Annotated in this window: 18 protein-coding genes; 9 read left to right on the forward strand and 9 right to left on the reverse strand. The window is 60.9% G+C overall.

Going from position 1 to position 18,739, the window contains the following annotated elements; genetic code table 11:
- Positions 1-80 precede the first annotated feature (80 nt).
- From purC to purL, 6 genes are all read left to right on the forward strand, one after another.
- On the forward strand, positions 81-839 hold the full coding sequence (gene purC / locus AC1DXO_RS12810; protein WP_476978542.1) for a phosphoribosylaminoimidazolesuccinocarboxamide synthase: 759 nt from the start codon (positions 81-83) through the stop codon (positions 837-839).
- Positions 839-1,078: a phosphoribosylformylglycinamidine synthase subunit PurS gene (gene purS / locus AC1DXO_RS12815; protein ID WP_476978543.1), complete on the forward strand. Its 240-nt coding sequence runs from the start codon at positions 839-841 to the stop codon at positions 1,076-1,078. Before purC ends, purS begins: the two co-directional genes overlap by 1 nt.
- 4 nt (positions 1,079-1,082) lie before the next feature.
- The gene (gene purQ, locus AC1DXO_RS12820) at positions 1,083-1,754 is read left to right on the forward strand and encodes a phosphoribosylformylglycinamidine synthase subunit PurQ (protein WP_476978544.1); all 672 of its coding nucleotides are present in this window, start codon (positions 1,083-1,085) and stop codon (positions 1,752-1,754) included.
- A 145-nt stretch (positions 1,755-1,899) separates the two neighbouring features.
- Entirely contained in the window at positions 1,900-3,327 is a 1,428-nt protein-coding gene (locus AC1DXO_RS12825; protein ID WP_476978545.1) for an alpha/beta hydrolase, read from the forward strand.
- Positions 3,328-3,538: 211 nt separating this feature from the next.
- Entirely contained in the window at positions 3,539-5,005 is a 1,467-nt protein-coding gene (locus tag AC1DXO_RS12830) for an OmpA family protein (RefSeq protein ID WP_476978546.1), read from the forward strand.
- A 121-nt stretch (positions 5,006-5,126) separates the two neighbouring features.
- Positions 5,127-7,343, forward strand: a complete 2,217-nt coding sequence (purL, locus tag AC1DXO_RS12835) for a phosphoribosylformylglycinamidine synthase subunit PurL (RefSeq protein ID WP_476978547.1) — start codon at positions 5,127-5,129, stop codon at positions 7,341-7,343.
- Here the strand turns inward: purL and AC1DXO_RS12840 are convergent.
- The 5 genes from AC1DXO_RS12840 to AC1DXO_RS12860 form a co-directional block, all read right to left on the reverse strand.
- Positions 7,340-7,627 (reverse strand): type II toxin-antitoxin system RelE/ParE family toxin, encoded by a 288-nt coding sequence (locus AC1DXO_RS12840; protein WP_476978548.1) that lies wholly within the window; start codon positions 7,625-7,627, stop codon positions 7,340-7,342. The two genes, purL and AC1DXO_RS12840, sit on opposite strands and share 4 nt — an antisense overlap.
- Positions 7,615-7,887 (reverse strand): CopG family ribbon-helix-helix protein, encoded by a 273-nt coding sequence (locus AC1DXO_RS12845; RefSeq protein WP_476978549.1) that lies wholly within the window; start codon positions 7,885-7,887, stop codon positions 7,615-7,617. Before AC1DXO_RS12845 ends, AC1DXO_RS12840 begins: the two co-directional genes overlap by 13 nt.
- Before the next feature lie 72 nt (positions 7,888-7,959).
- Positions 7,960-8,430: a hypothetical protein gene (locus AC1DXO_RS12850; RefSeq protein WP_476978550.1), complete on the reverse strand. Its 471-nt coding sequence runs from the start codon at positions 8,428-8,430 to the stop codon at positions 7,960-7,962.
- A gap of 102 nt (positions 8,431-8,532) precedes the next feature.
- The gene (locus tag AC1DXO_RS12855) at positions 8,533-9,327 is read right to left on the reverse strand and encodes a formyltransferase family protein (protein ID WP_476978551.1); all 795 of its coding nucleotides are present in this window, start codon (positions 9,325-9,327) and stop codon (positions 8,533-8,535) included.
- Positions 9,324-10,649, reverse strand: a complete 1,326-nt coding sequence (locus AC1DXO_RS12860) for a DUF4910 domain-containing protein (protein WP_476978552.1) — start codon at positions 10,647-10,649, stop codon at positions 9,324-9,326. The genes AC1DXO_RS12855 and AC1DXO_RS12860 overlap by 4 nt, the downstream gene beginning before the upstream one ends.
- Positions 10,650-10,950: 301 nt before the next feature.
- On the opposite strand from AC1DXO_RS12860, the gene AC1DXO_RS12865 reads away from it, so the two are divergent.
- Complete coding sequence (locus AC1DXO_RS12865; protein WP_476978553.1) at positions 10,951-11,847, forward strand: aldo/keto reductase; 897 nt, start codon at positions 10,951-10,953, stop codon at positions 11,845-11,847.
- 101 nt (positions 11,848-11,948) lie between these two features.
- A complete protein-coding gene (grxD, locus tag AC1DXO_RS12870; protein ID WP_476978554.1) occupies positions 11,949-12,284 on the forward strand; it encodes a Grx4 family monothiol glutaredoxin in 336 nt (111 codons plus the stop codon).
- Positions 12,285-12,694: 410 nt separating this feature from the next.
- Here the strand turns inward: grxD and rpsD are convergent, their stop codons facing one another.
- Entirely contained in the window at positions 12,695-13,312 is a 618-nt protein-coding gene (rpsD, locus tag AC1DXO_RS12875) for a 30S ribosomal protein S4 (protein ID WP_476978555.1), read from the reverse strand.
- A 316-nt stretch (positions 13,313-13,628) separates the two neighbouring features.
- Here rpsD and AC1DXO_RS12880 point away from each other — a divergent pair, with 316 nt between their 5' ends.
- Complete coding sequence (locus tag AC1DXO_RS12880; protein WP_476978556.1) at positions 13,629-14,468, forward strand: HAMP domain-containing protein; 840 nt, start codon at positions 13,629-13,631, stop codon at positions 14,466-14,468.
- Between the two features lie 50 nt (positions 14,469-14,518).
- Here AC1DXO_RS12880 and AC1DXO_RS12885 read toward each other — a convergent pair whose 3' ends face one another.
- The 3 genes from AC1DXO_RS12885 to AC1DXO_RS12895 form a co-directional block, all read right to left on the reverse strand.
- On the reverse strand, positions 14,519-16,306 hold the full coding sequence (locus AC1DXO_RS12885) for a PAN domain-containing protein (RefSeq protein WP_476978557.1): 1,788 nt from the start codon (positions 16,304-16,306) through the stop codon (positions 14,519-14,521).
- A 65-nt stretch (positions 16,307-16,371) separates the two neighbouring features.
- Positions 16,372-17,226 carry an S-formylglutathione hydrolase gene (gene fghA, locus AC1DXO_RS12890; RefSeq protein WP_476978558.1) on the reverse strand — a complete coding sequence of 285 codons (855 nt, stop codon included), beginning with the start codon at positions 17,224-17,226 and terminating at the stop codon, positions 16,372-16,374.
- Between the two features lie 138 nt (positions 17,227-17,364).
- Positions 17,365-18,474, reverse strand: a complete 1,110-nt coding sequence (locus AC1DXO_RS12895) for an S-(hydroxymethyl)glutathione dehydrogenase/class III alcohol dehydrogenase (protein WP_476978559.1) — start codon at positions 18,472-18,474, stop codon at positions 17,365-17,367.
- Positions 18,475-18,739 lie beyond the last annotated feature (265 nt).

An 18,739-nucleotide genomic window follows, 5' to 3' on the forward strand; every position in this document is an offset into this window, starting at 1 on the left:
AGGCATCGCCTATGATGCCGACCCTGAAAGAGTGCTGATCTTAGTGACTCGCAGGCTCCTCCCCCTCTGGAGATGGTGCGATGACCACCCGCCGCAAGAAAATATACGAAGGCAAGGCCAAGATTCTCTACGAAGGCCCTGAGCCCGGAACCTTGATTCAATACTTCAAGGACGACGCCACGGCGTTCAACGCCCAGAAGAAGGCCGTTCTCGAAGGCAAGGGGGTCATCAACAACAAGATCTCCGAATTCATCATGACGAAGCTGACCAATATCGGCGTTCAGAACCACTTCATCAAGCGCCTGAACCTGCGTGAGCAACTGATCCGCGAAGTCGAGATCATTCCTCTGGAAGTCGTCTGCCGCAATGTCGTTGCCGGCTCGATGGCCAAGCGCTTCGGCTTGCCGGAAGGTCAGCAACTGCCGCGCTCGATCATCGAATTCTACTACAAGAACGACGCCCTCGAAGACCCCATGGTCACCGAAGAACATGTGACGGCGTTCAACTGGGCCAACACCCAGGAGATCGACGACATCCTGGCCATGACGCTGCGCGTCAACGACTTCCTGTCAGGCATGTTCGCCGCGGTCGGCATTACTCTGATCGATTTCAAGATCGAATATGGCCGCCTGTTCGAAGGTGAATTCTCGCGCGTCATCCTGGCCGACGAGATCAGCCCCGATTCGTGCCGCCTGTGGGACGCCCAGACCAATGAGAAGATGGACAAGGACCGCTTCCGTCGCGACATGGGCAATGTCATCGAAAGCTACACCGAGGTCGCCAAGCGTCTCGGCATTATGGGCGACATGCCCAAGGTTATTGAAGGCGGAATGCAATAATGAAGGCCAAGGTCCACGTTTTCCTCAAACCCGGTGTCCTCGACGTCCAGGGCAAGGCTGTCGAAGGCGCCCTGCACGGCCTCGGCTGGGATAGCGTCGCCAATGTCCGCGTCGGCAAGCTGCTCGAATTCGACCTGGCAGCGACCGATGAGGCAGCGGCTAGGGATGAACTGAAGGCCATGTGCGAAAAGCTGCTGGCCAATACGGTCATCGAATCCTACAAGGTCGAGGTAGCCTAGAACCATGAAAGCCGCCGTCCTCGTTTTTCCGGGTTCCAACTGCGACCGTGACTGCAAGACCGCCGTCGAAACCACCGTCAAGGGCAGTGTTGAGATGGTGTGGCACGAAGACACCTCCCTGCCCTCCGGTCTCGACCTGATCATCATCCCCGGCGGCTTCTCCTACGGCGACTACCTGCGGTGCGGCGCCATGGCGTCGCAGTCGCCGGTCATGGCTGCGGTCAAGACCGAAGCTGCACGCGGCGTCTCCGTATTGGGCATCTGCAACGGCTTCCAGATCCTGTGCGAAAGCGGCCTGCTGCCCGGCGCCCTGCTGCGCAATTCCGGTCTGAAATATGTCTGCAAGCCGATCGAGCTTACACTGGAAAACCGCAATACGCGTTTCACCAACGCCTATGGCAACAAGCAGACCGTCTGGATGACCCAGGGCAATGGCGACGGCAATTTCTTCGCCGATGCCGATACCTTGCAGTCGATCGAGGACAACGACCAGGTCGTCTTCCGTTACGTCGAAAACCCCAATGGTTCGATGAACAACATCGCCGGCATCGTCAACAAGGCCGGCAATGTGCTGGGCATGATGCCCCACCCTGACCGCGCCTTTGAAGAGGCCCTGGGCTCGGCCGATGGCGCGCCGATGTTCCGCAGCCTCGTCAAGGCCCTTCAAGCGGCCTAACCTCCCCGCTGGCTGCCGCCGAGGCCGGGGAGGCGGCCACACGAGGCCGTAGTCCTCGGTGGCGGTGGGGTTGTTTCAACCACTCCACACCTTACTTTACACCGCCCCACATTCCTGCGATCACTGCCCTAAATGAGGTGGTATCATGTGGCGCAAACTCGGTCTTCTCGCACTTTCAGCCCTTGCCCTGACAAGCTGCACCCAGCCCAAGCCCACCGCCACGACAGGCTTTCACACCACAGCGTGCAAGGCCGATTACAGCTTCCTTCCCAATAATGTCGAATGCGGCGACATGACGGTCGAGGAAACGCGCGGCGCCAATAACGGCCGCCTGATCTCCTTCCCCGTCGTCATTGTCCGGACAACCGCCGCCACCAAACAGCCCGATCCGGTGATCTTCCTGCACGGCGGTCCCGGCGGCGGTGTCGTCGACGGCCTGGCCAAGCGCCTGAAGGCCGGCCGCGCTCCGGCCATGGCCGATCGCGACTGGATATTCTTCGATGAACGCGGTGCCGAAAGCTCCAATCCGTCCCTCGACTGCGGCCATGCCCCCCTGTCAGACGCCGGCGTGACCAGTGATAAGGGCGTCGAGGACCTTAAGGCGTGCGGCGAAAAGCTAAAGGGCCAGGGCATCGACCTGTCGCAATACAACAGCGCCGTCGTCGCCCAGGACATCGGTGATCTGCGCAAGGCGCTCGGCATTACAACCTATAATCTGTACGGCATATCGTACGGTACGCGCGTCGCTATGGCTGTGATGCAGCACGATCCGTCGGACCTCCGCTCCGTTGTGCTCGACTCGACATGGCCGCCCGAAGCCAGTGCCACGGGCCCCTTGCCTTTGCTGGTGTCGCGCGAAGTCCGCCAGGTCCTGTCGTTGTGTGCCGCCGACGCCGCCTGCAACGCCAAATATCCGGACGGGGAAAAACATCTCGATACCTTGTTGGTGCATCTGCTCAAGCTGGGACCGACAGCGCCGGATGGCCACTCCGCCGACGCCGTTGCCGCCTATCTGCTCGACGCCATCTACGACACCGAAGGCGCTCGGAAGCTGCCGGCTTCCATCGATCGGCTCTATAAACGCGACTACTCAGCACTCGATGCCTTTATGGAAACACAAAGCGATTATGTCGAAGGGCAGTTCTTTACGCATCTGTGCAAGGAAGAGTTCGCCTTCGAAACGCCGTCGAATATCCAGGGCACCATGGACGGTGGCAAGGGCGACCCGATCAGCTTTGCCGTTGCCCATGACGCCGCGCGTTTCTTTCCGGTATGCGAAGGCTTTGACACGGGCAAACCCGATCCGGTCGAGAACCAGCCACTGACCAGTTCGATCCCGACCCTGCTGCTGTCGGCCGATATCGATGCAGGCTGCCCTGCCGAACTGTCGGAGGCCGCCGTCAGGCGCCTCGACCATGGCACCTACGTCATGTTCCCCAACCGCACACACGGTGTTGCGCGTCAAAGCCCGTGCGCCAAGGCCATGGTCACGGCCTTCTTCGCCAATCCGGACGCCAAGGTCGATACGGCCTGCGTCAGGGACGACCAGCCGAAGTTCCAGTTTATCCTGTAAACGGCCCCAGCTCGTTACGTTCTGCCCCAGATTGCGACATATTCAACCTATGTGATGAAAACCCGCGCCAAATTGCCAACCGGCGGGCGTAAGCGGGACATAAATGCTGCGACCGCCAGGATTCTTTCGGCTTTTACGGGAGGAGCGGTGCGCACGGGTCTGTGACCTGATAAAATAGCTTATAAAAATCAATATGTACCCAGGCGTGATCATGGCCGACTTTCGCATACGTCTTCTTGCCGGCACGGCTGTAGCCCTTACCGGCGCTGCCTTTGCGTCCGGTGCCCTGGCGGATACGTCGCTTGGTTGGTATGTCGCGGTCGATGCCGGACATGGGCCGACCGCCTCGCAATCCTTGAAGGTCAGCGACGTCACCCTGACCTCGACGCCCCCGGGCGCGACACCGCCCCTGGCCGACGGCAGCTACAAGTTGACACCCGACTATGCCGGCCGCGGCTTTGCGCGGGCGGGCTATCGTTTCACACCGAACCTGCGCGCTGAAGTCGAATATGGCAACCGTCCCGGCACGTTGATCAACGGTCTGGGCGGCGGCGAAACGCTCGATATGGACAGGTTCGACAAGACGTCGCTGATGGCCAACGCCATAGTGGATCTGTGGCCGGAGTCCGGCATCCATCCTTTTGTCGGCGTCGGTGCCGGTGTCGTCAAGGCCACAACCGACTATCACGAGACGGTCACCACCACCGGCCATACCTACGTCTACAGTACCAAGGCCGACAAGACCCTGCCGGCGGCGCAGTTTCTGGCCGGCGCCAGCCTGGACGTCACCCAGCGCCTGCACTTCGACATGACCTATCGCTATCTGCGCACGGGCTCCACATCCTATGACATCGCGGCCAGCGACACCCATGGCGGCGTTACCGACACCTATACGGCCAAGGGTCAGGGCCCTATCGCCGATCAGAGCCTGACGGTCGGCTTCCGCTGGACCTTCGGCGCACCGCTCAAACCCCGCTCCTCGCACGCCGAAACCTCTTCGACGCAGACGTCGCCAGCCAGCCTGCCCACCGCCAGTACGGCGCCTTCACCCGCGACCAAGCCTCCGGCAAGCGCTGTCGCGCCGGCTACGACAAGCGCGTCACAGGCCACTGCTCCAAAGACGACGACGAACGGACTATATGCGGCCGCAGCGCGATCCGCCGCCACGACAAACGGCGCTTCGACCTCTGATTCCGCCGACTATCCCGACCTAAACGTTGAGTCTGGCGAAGATTCTGGCGCAAGGACCGCCGCTCCCAACCTGCTCACGGCACCTAAGCCGCATAAATATACCACCTACTTCCCGTTGGGCGGCTCACGCCTCGATGCGGCGGCTCAGTCGGTCGTTATCGACGCGGCGCAGTATGCCCAGTCGGCGCCTGACGCACGCGTACGCGTCGACGGCTATGCCGACACGTCGGGCAGCATGGCTTACAACCTTGTCCTTTCAAGGCGCCGCGCCACCATGGTCGCCCAGTCCCTGACCGACAATGGCGTGCCCTCCGATGCCATTACGGTTGCCTGGCACGGCGAAACGCAATTGGCCGTGAAGACGGGCGACGGTGTGACGAAAGCCAGGAACCGCCGCGTCACCGTCAAGGTGCAATTCGGCGCCAAGGCGAAACCGCATACGATCAAGCATCGGCGCCATAAGCATCGCCGCGCAAAGCACCGCTGAGACGACGCTTCTTGAGCGACATTTTTCGTTGCGCTAACGCTACGCTTCTTGAGCGACATTTTTCGTCGCGCCAACGCTACGCTTCTTGAGCGCAGGACCGGAATCCGCTACATGCCCCGTCATGAGCACAGTGACCGCCGCCCCGCAGAAATCCATGGCCGCCAAGGCAGCCGACTACGGCCTGAAGCCTGATGAGTATCAGGTCATTCTCGACCGTCTGGGCCGGGAGCCCAACGACGTCGAACTGGGCGTGTTCAGCGTCATGTGGTCCGAGCACTGTTCGTACAAATCCTCCCGTATGCACCTGCGCAAATTCCCGGTAACCGGTCCGCGCGTCATCTGCGGTCCGGGTGAAAATGCCGGCGTCATCGACATCGACGATGGTCAGGCCTGCATCTTCAAGATGGAATCGCATAACCACCCGTCCTTTATCGAGCCCTATCAGGGTGCAGCGACCGGTGTCGGCGGTATCATGCGCGATGTCTTCACCATGGGCGCCCGTCCCGTCGCCCTGCTCAACGCCCTGCGCTTCGGCGAACCCGGCCACCCGAAGACTCGCCGCCTGGTCGAAGGCGTCGTCTCCGGTATCGGCGGCTACGGCAACTGCGTCGGTGTGCCGACGGTCGCCGGTGAGACCAACTTCCATTCCGGCTACAACGGCAATATCCTGGTCAACGCCATGTGCGTCGGCCTGGCCGATGCTGACAAGATCTTCTATTCCGCCGCGCCCGAACCCGGCCTGCCCGTCGTTTATTTCGGCTCGAAGACCGGCCGCGACGGCATCCACGGCGCCACCATGGCCAGTGTCGAGTTTTCCGAAGATTCGGAAGAAAAGCGCCCCACAGTCCAGGTCGGAGATCCCTTTGCCGAAAAGCTGTTGATCGAAGCCACGCTCGAGTTGATGGCGTCCGGCGCGGTCGCCGCCATCCAGGATATGGGCGCCGCGGGTCTTACTTCCAGTTCCGTGGAAATGGCCGGCAAGGGTGGCCTGGGTGTGACACTCGACCTCGACAAGGTGCCGCAGCGCGAAACCAATATGACAGCCTATGAGATGATGCTGTCGGAAAGCCAGGAGCGCATGCTGGCCATCCTGAAACCCGGCCGCGAAGAAGACGGCCATCGTATCTTCAAGAAGTGGGGTCTCGACGCGGCGGTAATCGGCGAGACCAATACCTCGGGCCGTATCGTGTTGCTGCACAAGGGCGAGGTGGTCTGTGACCTGCCGCTGGCGCCCCTGTCCGATGACGCGCCGCTCTATGATCGCCCATGGGTCGAACCTGCCCAGGAACCGGCTCTGAGCGCCGCCGACATTCCCCTCGCCAATGTCGGCGATGCCCTGCTGAAGATCATCTCCTGCCCCGACCAGGCTTCGAAGCGCTGGCTGTGGGAGCAGTATGACCGCCATGTCATGGCCGACACCCTGGCTGACTCGTCGACCGGCCACGACGCCGGTATTGTCCGCGTGCACGGCACGCGCAAGGCGCTCGCTGTCACCTCCGACTGCACCCCGCGCTATGTCAAGGCTAACCCCTATGAAGGCGGCAAACAGGCCGTCGCCGAGGCCTGGCGCAACCTGACCGCCGTCGGCGCCGAACCGATCGCCATCACCGACAATCTCAACTTCGGCAATCCGGAAAAACCCGAGATCATGGGCCAGATCGTCCGCGCCATCGACGGCATGGCCGAAGCCTGCCGCGAACTGGCCTTCCCGGTCGTCTCCGGCAATGTCAGCCTGTATAACGAGACCAACGGCCAGGCCATTCCGCCCACGCCGACCGTCGGCGCCGTAGGGCTGCTCAAGGACTATGACCAGCGCATGGGCTTCAACAAGGTGCGTCCCGGTCAGGTGCTGCTGCTGGTCGGTGAAACCGTCGGCGAAATGGGTTCGTCCCTCTATCTGCGCGAAGTCTTCGGCATCGAGGCCGGCGCACCGCCCAAGGTCGACCTGGAGTGCGAAAAGGCCAATGGCGTCCTGGTGCGCCGCCTGATCCGCACCGGCATCGCCAAGGGCGTCCATGACCTGTCGGATGGTGGGCTAATGTCGGCAGCTGTCGATATGGCGCTGGCGTCCAATGTCGGGCTGGAACTGAAAAATCCGACCGACTTGGCCGATCACATCTTTGCCTTTGCCGAAGACCAGGCGCGCTACCTGGTCGCGGTCGACGAAGCGGCCGCCCATCTGGTCACCGCCCAGGCGGCCGAGGCCGAGGTTCCTGTCGCCGTCGTCGGTGTCGCAATGGGCACGGACCTGACCTATGTCGGCGTCTGCCTCAGCCTGACCACATTGCGCGAAACGAACGAAGCCTGGTTGCCGGACTATATGGCGGGAAAAGCCTAATAGTCGGCTTCTTTCTGGTGACGGAATGCCAGTACGCGAACAGTATCTCTTGCTTCAACATAGTCATAGAGCGCGACATAACCCGAATCGCCAAATGGGATAACCAGTTCTCTCAGGCCCTCTTCGAGTGGACGCCCTGCATTGGGAGCGTGCTGAAGGATCGCGTAGTGTCGACGAACCGTGTCCATCGCACGACGCGACGACGCAGGCGATTTTTTGTTCAGAAAGGCCCTGCATCGCTCCATGCCACTCAGCGCCTCCGGCGTCAGAACTAGGTGTGGCACTCAGGCGGGCCTTTTTCGTCGGGCGTGCCCCAGGTTTCCAGCCAAGCATTCACCTCATCAAGCGTCAAATGCAGCCCGGTCCGTTCGAATTCCTCGCGGCTGTCGAGCGCTTCCTGAATGAAAGATCGCCGCGCCTCCGCCCGCTGGACATATTGTTGAATAGCTTCACGCATGATCCAGTGCGGCGAACGCTGCTGCTGTTCAGCGAGAGTTTTCACGCGGCTTTTAAGATCATCATCCAGCTTGACGGATACAGCCATGACGGCACCTCGGTATTAACGGGTATTACCTAGGAATACCACGCCCAGACCATGCGTCAAATCACGTTCGCCCTACTCGACGGCAGCTATGCCCGTCAGTTCCCAGCGGCAGTCGCGCAACTTGTAATTCAGGTCGAGCTCGTCGTTTGTATTGGCATTGATAAAGACCGTCGCCAGGCCGTGCTTTTCGTCGATCTGTTTGTCGATTTGGCCGCGCTTGAACTTGCCGCCCAAGGTGGCCGGCTTGCCCGGACAGCCGAACAACGTACAAAAGGCGCCACTCTTGCCATCGAACTGGCTCTGCAGGCTGCGAAAGGCGATCTTACCGCCCTCTGGCAGAGACACACCATCGTCGCTAATCAGGTTGAGAAAGGCCGGGGCATTGCCGCTCTGCACGGCGGCGATCGTCTGGGCAATCGCGCTGTCGAGCTCCGCCGCCGGCGCGCGCGCGCAGGTCGCGCCGAACGCTTGCTGCATCAGGGTCATGGCGACCAGCATACCCAAAACCATTCCCTTGGCTCCTGTCGTCACGATCCGGTTCATGCGTCATCCCCTGAAAGGCTTAACTATAGCGCGTAACGCGCTTAAGGCCAAACAGCTTATAATCCATGGCCTGAACCAGGCATGAATGGGATTTCGAGAAAATCAGAACTGACGGATCAGCTTCGGCACGCCCTGCCCGATTGCGCCCTCCAGGCACAGATCGACGATACGGTCGCCATAATGCTCATAGATCGGATGCAGATGTTCGGGCCGCCAGTCGACGCTGCGCCAGATCCGGCCGGTCGTGCCCTGGCGATGCGGCGGCCTCGATCGTCCCCCAGCGACTACGTCAATCAGGCCTGTCATGTCCTCGCCCAGCGCCATGACGGCCCGGCAGGCCAGGTCATGCAGTCCATCGCCGCGGATCAGGTCGGCCGCGCTCTGGTGGATAATGTCGCCGCCGTCGATTGCCTCGGTCAGTTCGTGGACCGTCATGCCCGTCATCCGCGGTTCGAGAAAATAGCTGGGCCAGAAATGGGTGGTGACGCCGCGATACCACGGCGACAGACCACCATGGATGTTCCATTTCAACGGACATTTTACGCCGTTCAGCGTCTCCGGCGTCAGCTTGTGGACACCGTAGGACAAGATCAGGTCTGGGCTTTGTGCGTTGACAAAATCAACCGTCGCCGCCGTATTGAGTTCGGCCATACTGACGTCGTAGCGCGTGACCTGCGGCAAGACCGGGTCACCGAAATGGTGCGCCTCCGCCGCATCACGGCGCGCGAAATGCAGGCGGAACAGGTCTGCCGTCGCCAAATTCAGCCCTTCAGGTGCTTGAGGGACAAAGGATTCGCGCTGCTCGATTACCAGGCCCGCCAGGCGCCCGGTCGCTGCTATAGCGCGCGCCATATAGGCATGACGCGGATGCGATCCAGTCAGAAACACCACTTTCATAGGCGCAGCAACCCGCCCTCTTCCAGCCGCTTGACGATCGGCAGCAGGTCGCGCACCGAACATCCGCATTTTTCAGAAATGTCGATCAGATCATAGGTACCGTCGCTGTAGTTCAGCACGGTCAGCAATCTTTGCAAAATCAGTCGTCCGTCGAAAACCTCGTCACTGGACGCCCCCCAGGTCGCCGCCGAATTGATATTGGGATAAAGCCCGCGCCGGCCCAGTTGCGGCTCGCCATAGGGCGCCAGGTTGGTCCATGGGCCGCACCCGTCCAGCTCGAGCAGGAAGGCCTCGATGGTGTCGATGCTGCGCACCAGGGCGTCGATGGTCATGAAGCTCTTGGTATCGAGCGAATTGTGATAGCCGTCGTAGTCGCCATAGGTCGCCCGGGCGAACTGTCCGACCGGCAAATTGAACCCCGGGGAGCAGTATTGCCGCTCATCCGATCCCCCCGTCGGTGTGAAGGGTCGAATACCCAGCCTGCCGCCGGCGTTCCATTGCCCTGCCAGCCGGTCGACACGCGCCGTCTCACGGCGCGTCGTCTTGTAGGATATCTCGCCGGGTCCACCGAGGCAGGTCAGGACCAGGCCGGCATCCATCTTGTCGCGCAGCTCGTCGCCATGCAGATGCAGATAGCACAGGCTGCCGATCGTTTCGGGATTGAGCACAAAGCGGAAGCGATGGCGGCGCCGTGGCCAGGCCTTGATGCGATTGTACAGCCCCAGCAAGACCAGCGGCCCGCTCAGTTCATTGTTAGCCATGGAGGGGTGGCACAGATAGCTCGACAGGAGGATTTCACGATCGCTGTCCCCGTCAAGAAAGGTGTGGGCGAGCGGCACCCTGCCCTGGCTGAAGTCGGCGTCGATATGGGCGTGATATAACCCATCCTTCAGACCCTTGCGCATCGTATCGCTGAGGCAGAAGCCCCAGGTCCGGTTGTAGTAACTGGTGACATAGGGCACCGCATCCGGCAGACTTGGCAGGCTATGCAGGTGCTTTTGCAACTCGGCCAGGCTCAGGACCTGATCCACGCCTTCTGAATAGTTGACGACGTGCAGGTTGTTGACCGCCATATCGCAGACAACCTCGCCGTCCGGTCCCGTCAGGCGGGCCGTGCGGCAGTTCCATTGCGGCGGAGTCTGCCAGTCGAAGACCTGCGTGGCCGACGGCACGCCGAATATCTCCAAAGGCATATGCTCGCTGAAGATTTGCAGCGATTCCTCGATGCCCGGCCCGGTAATCGAGCGCAATAACGGAAACAGACGGTCATAAAGTCCGTCCAGCAGGGCATAGTCTGCCGATATGCGCATGTCCAAAGCCATGGAAACTGCCTTTCGCGAGATGTTAACTAATTTCACCCGCGACGGTTAAGATTAGGTGAGCGCCTTTCGGCTCAGGCGACATAGGATTGCCAGCCTGTTCGTTATGTCGCCCTCATGCCGCAGTGCATAAAAATTGTCCGCAAACCGCGAAGGCTTAACCGTCTTTAACACTCTCATTACCTTCTCCGTGTTACGCCGGTTGCATACCTCCGAATTCAACCCCATTCACAGCGGCAAAACGTTTCATTATGAGGGAAAAAACGCAAGATTGCCGCGACAAGCGGACGGAGGGATAAAGGTCATGCGCTACCGTCCCTTCGGCCGTTCGGGCATCGCGCTTTCGACCATCGGCTTGCGGCTGAATTCCGAAAAGCTGCGCAAAAACCATAGCCTGTTGCAAAAGCTGGTGATGACCGGACTCGAAAACGGCATCAATACCTATCATTTCGACAGCAGCGAAGCGACCTTCGTCAAGGCCGCCACCGAAGTGTTCGCTGTGGTCGATCGCAAACTGCTGTTCATCACCATCGACGCGCACGAATCGCAACACGCTGGCGACCCGTCCGGTTACGCGTTCGCCCCCCTGCGTGAACGTCTGCGCGCCATTATCAAGGACACGGGCGTCCAGTGGATCGACTTGCTGATGTTCGGTCAACCCGGCGCTGGCGAGCTACCCGACGACAGCCTCGACTTTCTGCGCAACCTGCAAAAATCCAAGATGCTGCGTTATCTCGGCGTCCATGCCGAAACCGAGGATATCGGCGATCTGGTCAAGGGCGCACAGTTCGACGTCCTGGCTACCAGTTTCGACATCGATTCGAGCTGGGACAAGCGCCGCCAGATCGACAATGCCATTCAGCGCGAAATGAACGTTGTCGCCACGGCCTTCTTCCCGGAAGCCTATCGCAAGGCGTCCGACGTCGTGCCCCAGGAAGCCCGCCGCGGCTGGTTCGGTGCCAAGGCCAAGAATCCGCTGGCAGGCGCCGGCACACATGCTTTCCTGCACCAGACTCATGGCTGGACGCCTGAGGAACTGTGCCTGGGGTACGGCCTGACACAGCCCAGCCTGGCCTGCATCTTCGTCGAACCGGACAGTCCGGAGCATCTCGAAGCCCTGGCGAACGTACCGGAACGCCATATGCCACCGTCGGTACCGGCCCAGATCGAGATGGCGCGTTTCAATGGTCGGGGCGCGTAGATCTGGGGTCGTGGCGGATAACAGCTCCGGAATGGACTGGATTTGCACCGGTGGCGCGCCTATATAGCCGATATTACAGTTTGTTCCCCGAGGAGAGCGCCGTGAGCGACGAACCCGACGTCAACACCTTTATCGACAGCACTATCAAGGGCAACGATGTCGTCCTGTTCATGAAGGGCACCCCCGAGCAACCGCGTTGCGGCTTTTCCGGTCTGGTGGTTCAGGTCCTGGATCATCTCGGCGTGGAATATGTCGGAGTCGACGTCCTGCAGGATGAAGCCCTGCGCGATGGCATCAAGGCCTATTCCGACTGGCCGACCATCCCGCAGCTGTACGTCAAGAACGAATTCATTGGCGGCGCCGATATTGTCCGCGAGATGTTCCAGTCGGGCGAGTTGAAGACCGCCCTGTCGGAAAAAGGCCTTATCCCGGCCTGATTCAGGCACGGTCATCGGCTCTTCACGGCTACACAAGCCCTATCGTCTGTCACGACCTCGCTTGACGGAATGCGGGGGATGACGCCTGCGCCCGGAGTGTCTATGAGCGGGCCGAATACCTTGGCTGGCTGAACCTGCAGCATAGTGAGCGCACGGCCCGGCGGAACGAGGAAGAGAACAAAACCAAGAAAGACAGCTGAACCGATAACAGAAAACCCCGGAAGCAACGCTTCCGGGGTTTTCTTACATCTTACTTCCACCGTAGTTCGGGCCGTTATGACGTGGCGAAACAACGTTCGGCGTCGCCAAAATGTCTGGCCTTTGAGCACCCGCAGCGAAGTGTACTTAAGTACATGAGCAAGGGCGCGCAAAAGGACGGGCATTTGCAGCCCGTCAGAACGAGACCGAAATCAGGAGGAGTAGTATTCGACGATCAGATGCGGATCCATCTTGACCGGATATGGCACTTCGGACAGTTCCGGCAGGCGAACGACGCGTGCCTTCATGCCCTTGGCGTCCAGCTCGATATAGTCCGGCACGTCGCGCTCGGGCGATTGCAGGGCTTCGAGGACCAGAGCCATCGAGCGCGAACGTTCACGCACTTCGACAACGTCGTCCGGCTTGACGCGATAGGACGGGATGTTGACGCGCTTGCCGTTGACCAGGACGTGGCCGTGGTTGACGAACTGACGGGCCGCCCAGACGGTCGGCACGAACTTGGCGCGGTAGACAAGGGCGTCCAGACGAGTTTCCAGCAGGGCGATCAGGTTTTCCGACGTGTTGCCCTTGCGGCGCGACGCTTCTTCATAGGTGCGCAGGAACTGCTTTTCGGTGATGTTACCGTAGTAACCCTTCAGCTTCTGCTTGGCGCGGAGCTGGGTGCCGAAATCGGAGATCTTGTTCTTGCGGCGCTGACCGTGCTGGCCGGGGCCGTAGGAGCGCTTGTTGACAGGGGACTTGGGACGGCCCCACAGGTTTTCACCCATGACGCGGTCGAGTTTGTACTTGGCGCTGTGGCGCTTGGACATATCGTACCTATAGTTTTACCCTGACTGGCCTCCCACCCTTATGTGGAAGGCGATCGCAACGGCAGCTCAGGATGACCCGTAATGCCCGGTCGCCCGGGAACGCGCGCACTTACAGGTCCTGAGGCCTTGAGTCAAGCTCCGCAAAGGATTTGGCCACGCATTAAGCCGGATTGACGAATCTCAGGCCTTAGGTTTCCAGTCCCCGGCCTTTAGATGCCTACTCTTCTGTTTGGTCGTTGCCTGCTCATGCCGCCGGCAATGAATATTAACGCGGCTATGGTAAAAGGCCATTCAAGCGGCCCTTTCGAGCGTATGTATGATGACGATCAAAACCAAAATCCTGTGTCTTGTAGCAGCGTCAGCAGTCCTGGCCACCGCCATCACGGCGCTCAGCCTTAAGACGATGAACGACTACAATCACATCATTGAAAACTATCGTCATAACTCGGAAAACGCCTTTCGGGGTGAGCGGCTGAACCGATATCTTAACGCCGGCGCGGTCGAAATGCGCGGCGTCTACCTGGCGGAAACGCGTGACGAGGCCTTGTTCCAGGCCGACCGCGTCGATCAAAGAGTCAATACGCTTCAAGCGTTCCTGGATGACTGGCAGACGCACCTGAAGCCCGGCGAACTGCCGGAACTGGCCAAGGTGCGGGCCGATTGCATGAGTTTTGTCCGCGGTGGCCATAACCTGGCCCGGATTACGCGTGAGCAAGGCGTTACGGCCGCGGACGCCTATGGCAACAAGGACAAATATCGACTGTTCCGTGAAGCAATGCAGGCGCGCATCGATACCATGGTCACGGGCCTCGAAGCGAAACTGGCCGGTAGCCAGGCCGAGGTTACGCGGTTTGAGAGCCAGCGCCAAGGCCAATTCCTTATCATGGCAACGTCGGGCATCCTCTTGCTGCTTGGCGGTTCACTGTGGCTGGCCATCGGTTCGATCACCAATCCATTGGCCAGGGTGCGCGAATCCATGGTCAGGATTTCGGAGGGGGCCTACGACACGCCGCTCCCCCAAAACCAGGTCCGCGGCGAGATCGGCGAACTGTGGGGCGCGCTGGGAATTCTCAAGGACCGTGCCGCCGAAGCCGATCGCATGTCGCGCGAAAAGCTCGAAAATGAGCACAAGCTGCGCGAACTGGTGCTGGACTGAAATCGAGTCTGCCCCAACCTCCCGATAATAAACCGTCAGCCGCCTGATCCCTACGGACGCTGTATCGGCGGCAGACGCGGAATATTGCCGCGAGGTCGTAGTTGCAAGCCAGGAATGATAGCCAGGTTCATTGTGCCGGCCTGTGATCCTGCGGTCACGCGAAGGACAATGCCGGCGTCGCTGAGGTCGGACCAGGTCAGCCGCTGCACCGGATCGCCCGGCTTCATAACGACAGTTGCCGTCCCCTCCGGCTGGGGAAAGGCCTTGGCCCAGACGGCGGCAAAGCTGGCGGCGTAGTCACGGACGTCGACGGGCGCATCAATGACGCCATTCGGGCCAGGCGTGATAAATATGGTCGTGACTCCGGTATCGGTCGTGGTTTCATTGTAAATGTCGTCGCCACGAATGGGCGTGTGGAGTTCGTTCCCCAGGGCAACGACGCGGGCAAGATAGCGGTAAGCGTGGCCGTTACTGTCTGTCCGGACGTACCAGACGACCAGCCCATCGGCCGGACGTGGCGCGGGACAGCCTGGCAACGGCGGTTCGCATCCTGGAACCAGGGCGCCAGCGTCGTGGGCCCAGCGCGACGGCCGTCGGTATTCGACGACATAGAATTCCGACAGGCCGCGGCTTTCATCGTAAATGACCACGGGGTCGTCGGGTTCGCCGTCGGCAAAATCCGAATAGGCACTCAGGCTCCAGGTGGAACGCGCGGCGGTCGAGGCAAAGCGCGGTGCGGCCCAGCCCAGCCGGATACGGTTCCATGGATCGAAATTGACAGGTCCTTCGAAGGCGCCGGTGGCGGAATCGCCACCGGTGCACGACATGACCGTCAGCCTCCAGCTCCAGCAATGGCCCGACGGGCCATAGAGATCGTCGCGTCCTGTCAGGAAGTGGCCGATTTCGTGAGCTGGATTGTTCATGGTCGAAAGATAGCCCGCGGCCGCGACGCCACAGAGTTGCAGCTGGGTGTGACCGTCGGACACCAGTTCCTGGGTCGGGTAGCAATCCTTGTCGCTCAACGCGCCGGTCCGGGTGGCGTTATCGAACATGACGACCAGCAGTTCCGAGGTTTCGATGCGGTTGTCGCCGTTGCGGTCGTATGGCGCCAGCCGGAAACCGGCAGCGGCGATGCGCCGGATCAGTTTGTCCGGAAAGTTCGTCGCTTCCGGGCACAGGCGGACGGGGCCGATCACCCCGGCCCGGGCGATAGTATAGCGGCCGCGCGATACCTCGTGATAAAATTGGCTGACACTGCTGTGTGTGGCGTCGGTTTCACTGCCGAACATTATCTGCTCTGCCCGTTCGACGTCGGCCGGCCCGATGGCGCCGGCATTTGTGCAGGCCGGATCGGCCGGCATGCCGGGAGCCGGCGATGTATCGCCGATAATCAGCAACATGGGGACGACACCTTCGGCGACGGCGCTGCGATAGCCAATCTGGCGCGCCCTGTCCCGCGTAATGACATAGGGTTGCCGCTCGGCATCGACCTGCGGAAGATCGGCAGTGAAGTTGACGCCCTTGACGCCCGAGGTCATCGGATAGGCCGGATAGTAAGCATTGGGCACGGAATTCTTCAGCCAGCATGCGTCGGGCTGCCAGGTCCCGGCCGTGCCACCGCCGGGCACATAGGTAAAGGCGCGACACTGATTGTGCGAGGCACACAGCCGCATGCAGGCCTTTTCGGCGTGGCTCGGCAGATCGACCTTCAGGAAATCACCTCCGGGGCGGTCGACATCGACCTCCAGGGTCTGGGCGAAGGCCATGACCCCGCCGATCAGAGCTATCGCCCCGGCAGCCGCAACGGCCGCCGCCATTACCTGTTTCCATTTGCGCATCGCCATCCCCTGCCCCGGTGTGCTGTAGGGCAGGATACGTCAGGCTGCGGTAAAATGAAACGGCGTTATTTCAGCCGCTCGGCGTGGAAGACAATATGATCGTCGATGAAGCTCTGGATAAAATAATAGCCGTGGTCGTAGCCGTCGTGATAGCGCACCGTCAACTTCTGGCCGGCGGTTGAAGCGGCCAGTTCAAGCAGTTCGGTTTTCAGTTGCGTTTCCAGGAACGGATCACCCAGGCCCTGGTCGATCAGGATGTCGTCAAAGGCCTTGCCCATACCCTTGGCCATCAGCAAGGCGGCGTCGTAAGGCTCCCAGGCGCTGCGATCATGGCCGAGATAGTTGCTGAGTGCCTTCTCGCCCCACGGGGCGTGCAGCGGCGAGGCAATCGGCGCGAAGGCCGAGACCGAACGAAACAGGTGGGCGTGGTTCATCGCCAATGTCAGGGCACCGTGGCCGCCCATCGAATGGCCGAAGATACCGCGCCGCCCGGGAGCCGCCGGGAAATTGGCCTCGACGACCTCGATCAGGTCGCGCGTGACATAGGTCTCCATCTGATAATGGGCCTTCCACGGCCCCTGGGTGGCATCGACATAGAAGCCGGCGCCCTGCCCCAGGTCGGTGGCCGGGTCGTTGGGCACACCCTCACCGCGTGGCGACGTATCGGGCGCAACGATGATTAACCCCAATTCGGAGGCCTTGCGATAGGCGCCGGCCTTTTCGGTGAAGTTGTTGGCCGAGCAGGTCAGCCCCGACAGCCAGTACAGGGCCGGAAACGGCGCATCGCCGCGCTTTTCAGCGACATCCGGAACAAAGACGCTGGCCGACATGGGCCCCGCCACGGCCGTACTGTCGTGCTTGATGAAGTAGAGAATGCCGTCGAAAAGACGGTGCTGGGAGATAAAGTCCACTGTATACATGCCTCAGATCCGTGACAGTTGACGTCCACGTAAGGATCAACTGTAACACCCGCAGGGATAGATATTTCACGCGATTCGTCGCGTGAATTGGAAGTATTTAATAAAGGCCGGCCCGAACCTGGTCCCCCGTACCTGGCTTCAGAACACCACGACGCTGCGGATGCTTTCGCCGGCATGCATCAGGTCGAAAGCTTCGTTGATCCGTTCCAACGGCAGGGTGTGGGTGATCATCGGATCGATTTCGATCTTGCCGTCCATATACCAGTCGACGATCTTCGGCACGTCCGTGCGTCCGCGCGCCCCGCCGAAGGCCGAGCCCTTCCAGACGCGGCCAGTGACAAGCTGGAACGGACGCGTGCGGATCTCGGCGCCGGCGGGGGCTACACCGATGATGATGCTTTCGCCCCAGCCGCGATGGCAGGCTTCCAGGGCCGTGCGCATGACGTCGACATTGCCCGTGCAGTCGAAGGTGTAATCGGCCCCGCCCCCGGTCAGTTCGACGAGACGGGCGACCAGATCGCCGGTGATCGTCTTCGGGTTAACGAAATGGGTCATGCCGAAACGGCGGCCCCACGCCTCCTTCGAGTCATTGAGATCGACACCGACGATCTTGTCGGCGCCGACCATCTTCAGGCCCTGTATGACATTGAGCCCAATGCCGCCGAGCCCGAAGACCACGGCATTGGCGCCCGGTTCAACACCCGCCGTATTGACCACGGCGCCGACGCCCGTCGTGACACCGCAGCCGATATAACAGGCCTTGTCAAAGGGTGCGTCGCTGCGGATCTTTGCCAGGGCGATTTCAGGCAGGACGGTATGGTTGGCGAAGGTCGAGCAGCCCATATAGTGATGGATAGCCTGGCCCTTGTAGGAAAAGCGCGACGTGCCGTCGGGCATCAGCCCCTTGCCTTGGGTGGCGCGGATGGCCGTGCACAGGTTGGTCTTGCGCGACAGGCAGGATTTGCACTGGCGGCATTCCGGCGTGTAGAGCGGAATGACATGGTCGCCGGGCTTCAGCGACGTCACGCCTGCGCCCACTTCGAGCACGACGCCGGCACCTTCATGGCCCAGTATGGACGGGAACAGGCCTTCCGAGTCGAGGCCGTCCAGGGTGTAGGCGTCCGTATGGCAGATGCCGGTGGCCTTGATCTCGACCAGGACCTCCCCGGCCTGCGGCCCGGCCAGATCGACCTCGACGATTTCCAGCGGCCTTTTCGCTTCGAAGGCAACGGCGGCACGGGTTTTCATGGCTCGGTCTCCTAGGTTTCCGGTTCGCTTTATTGGCGTTTTTCGCGGACGGCGGCAACCCTCAATTCCCGACTGTCCACGTCAACGTCCTGGCCCAGGAAAACGAACGGGTCGATCCAAGGCCGCAGGACAGGTCAGGGTACGGCTCGGCAGGTTTTTGCCGTCCGGCTATTGGCAGACCATCAATAGCAGGTCACAATAGGCCCACCGTATCCCGGCCATCCGGCCGACCAAGGACGGTCTTAGCGCTGGAGGGGCTCATGGC

It is taken from the genome of Asticcacaulis sp. P2_C5 (assembly GCF_056404555.1).

Bases quoted from the DNA above. Each gene is read 5' to 3' on its own strand.
- AC1DXO_RS12885 (WP_476978557.1), bottom strand. From the start codon at position 16,306: ATGCGCAAATGGAAACAGGTAATGGCGGCGGCCGTTGCGGCTGCCGGG.
- purS (WP_476978543.1), top strand. From the start codon at position 839: ATGAAGGCCAAGGTCCACGTTTTCCTCAAACCCGGTGTCCTCGACGTC.
- AC1DXO_RS12830 (WP_476978546.1), top strand. From the start codon at position 3,539: ATGGCCGACTTTCGCATACGTCTTCTTGCCGGCACGGCTGTAGCCCTT.
- purQ (WP_476978544.1), top strand. From the start codon at position 1,083: ATGAAAGCCGCCGTCCTCGTTTTTCCGGGTTCCAACTGCGACCGTGAC.
- AC1DXO_RS12880 (WP_476978556.1), top strand. From the start codon at position 13,629: ATGATGACGATCAAAACCAAAATCCTGTGTCTTGTAGCAGCGTCAGCA.
- AC1DXO_RS12860 (WP_476978552.1), bottom strand. From the start codon at position 10,649: ATGGCTTTGGACATGCGCATATCGGCAGACTATGCCCTGCTGGACGGA.
- AC1DXO_RS12845 (WP_476978549.1), bottom strand. From the start codon at position 7,887: ATGGCTGTATCCGTCAAGCTGGATGATGATCTTAAAAGCCGCGTGAAA.
- AC1DXO_RS12855 (WP_476978551.1), bottom strand. From the start codon at position 9,327: ATGAAAGTGGTGTTTCTGACTGGATCGCATCCGCGTCATGCCTATATG.
- fghA (WP_476978558.1), bottom strand. From the start codon at position 17,226: ATGTATACAGTGGACTTTATCTCCCAGCACCGTCTTTTCGACGGCATT.
- AC1DXO_RS12825 (WP_476978545.1), top strand. From the start codon at position 1,900: ATGTGGCGCAAACTCGGTCTTCTCGCACTTTCAGCCCTTGCCCTGACA.
- AC1DXO_RS12865 (WP_476978553.1), top strand. From the start codon at position 10,951: ATGCGCTACCGTCCCTTCGGCCGTTCGGGCATCGCGCTTTCGACCATC.
- AC1DXO_RS12895 (WP_476978559.1), bottom strand. From the start codon at position 18,474: ATGAAAACCCGTGCCGCCGTTGCCTTCGAAGCGAAAAGGCCGCTGGAA.
- purL (WP_476978547.1), top strand. From the start codon at position 5,127: ATGAGCACAGTGACCGCCGCCCCGCAGAAATCCATGGCCGCCAAGGCA.
- rpsD (WP_476978555.1), bottom strand. From the start codon at position 13,312: ATGTCCAAGCGCCACAGCGCCAAGTACAAACTCGACCGCGTCATGGGT.
- AC1DXO_RS12850 (WP_476978550.1), bottom strand. From the start codon at position 8,430: ATGAACCGGATCGTGACGACAGGAGCCAAGGGAATGGTTTTGGGTATG.
- purC (WP_476978542.1), top strand. From the start codon at position 81: ATGACCACCCGCCGCAAGAAAATATACGAAGGCAAGGCCAAGATTCTC.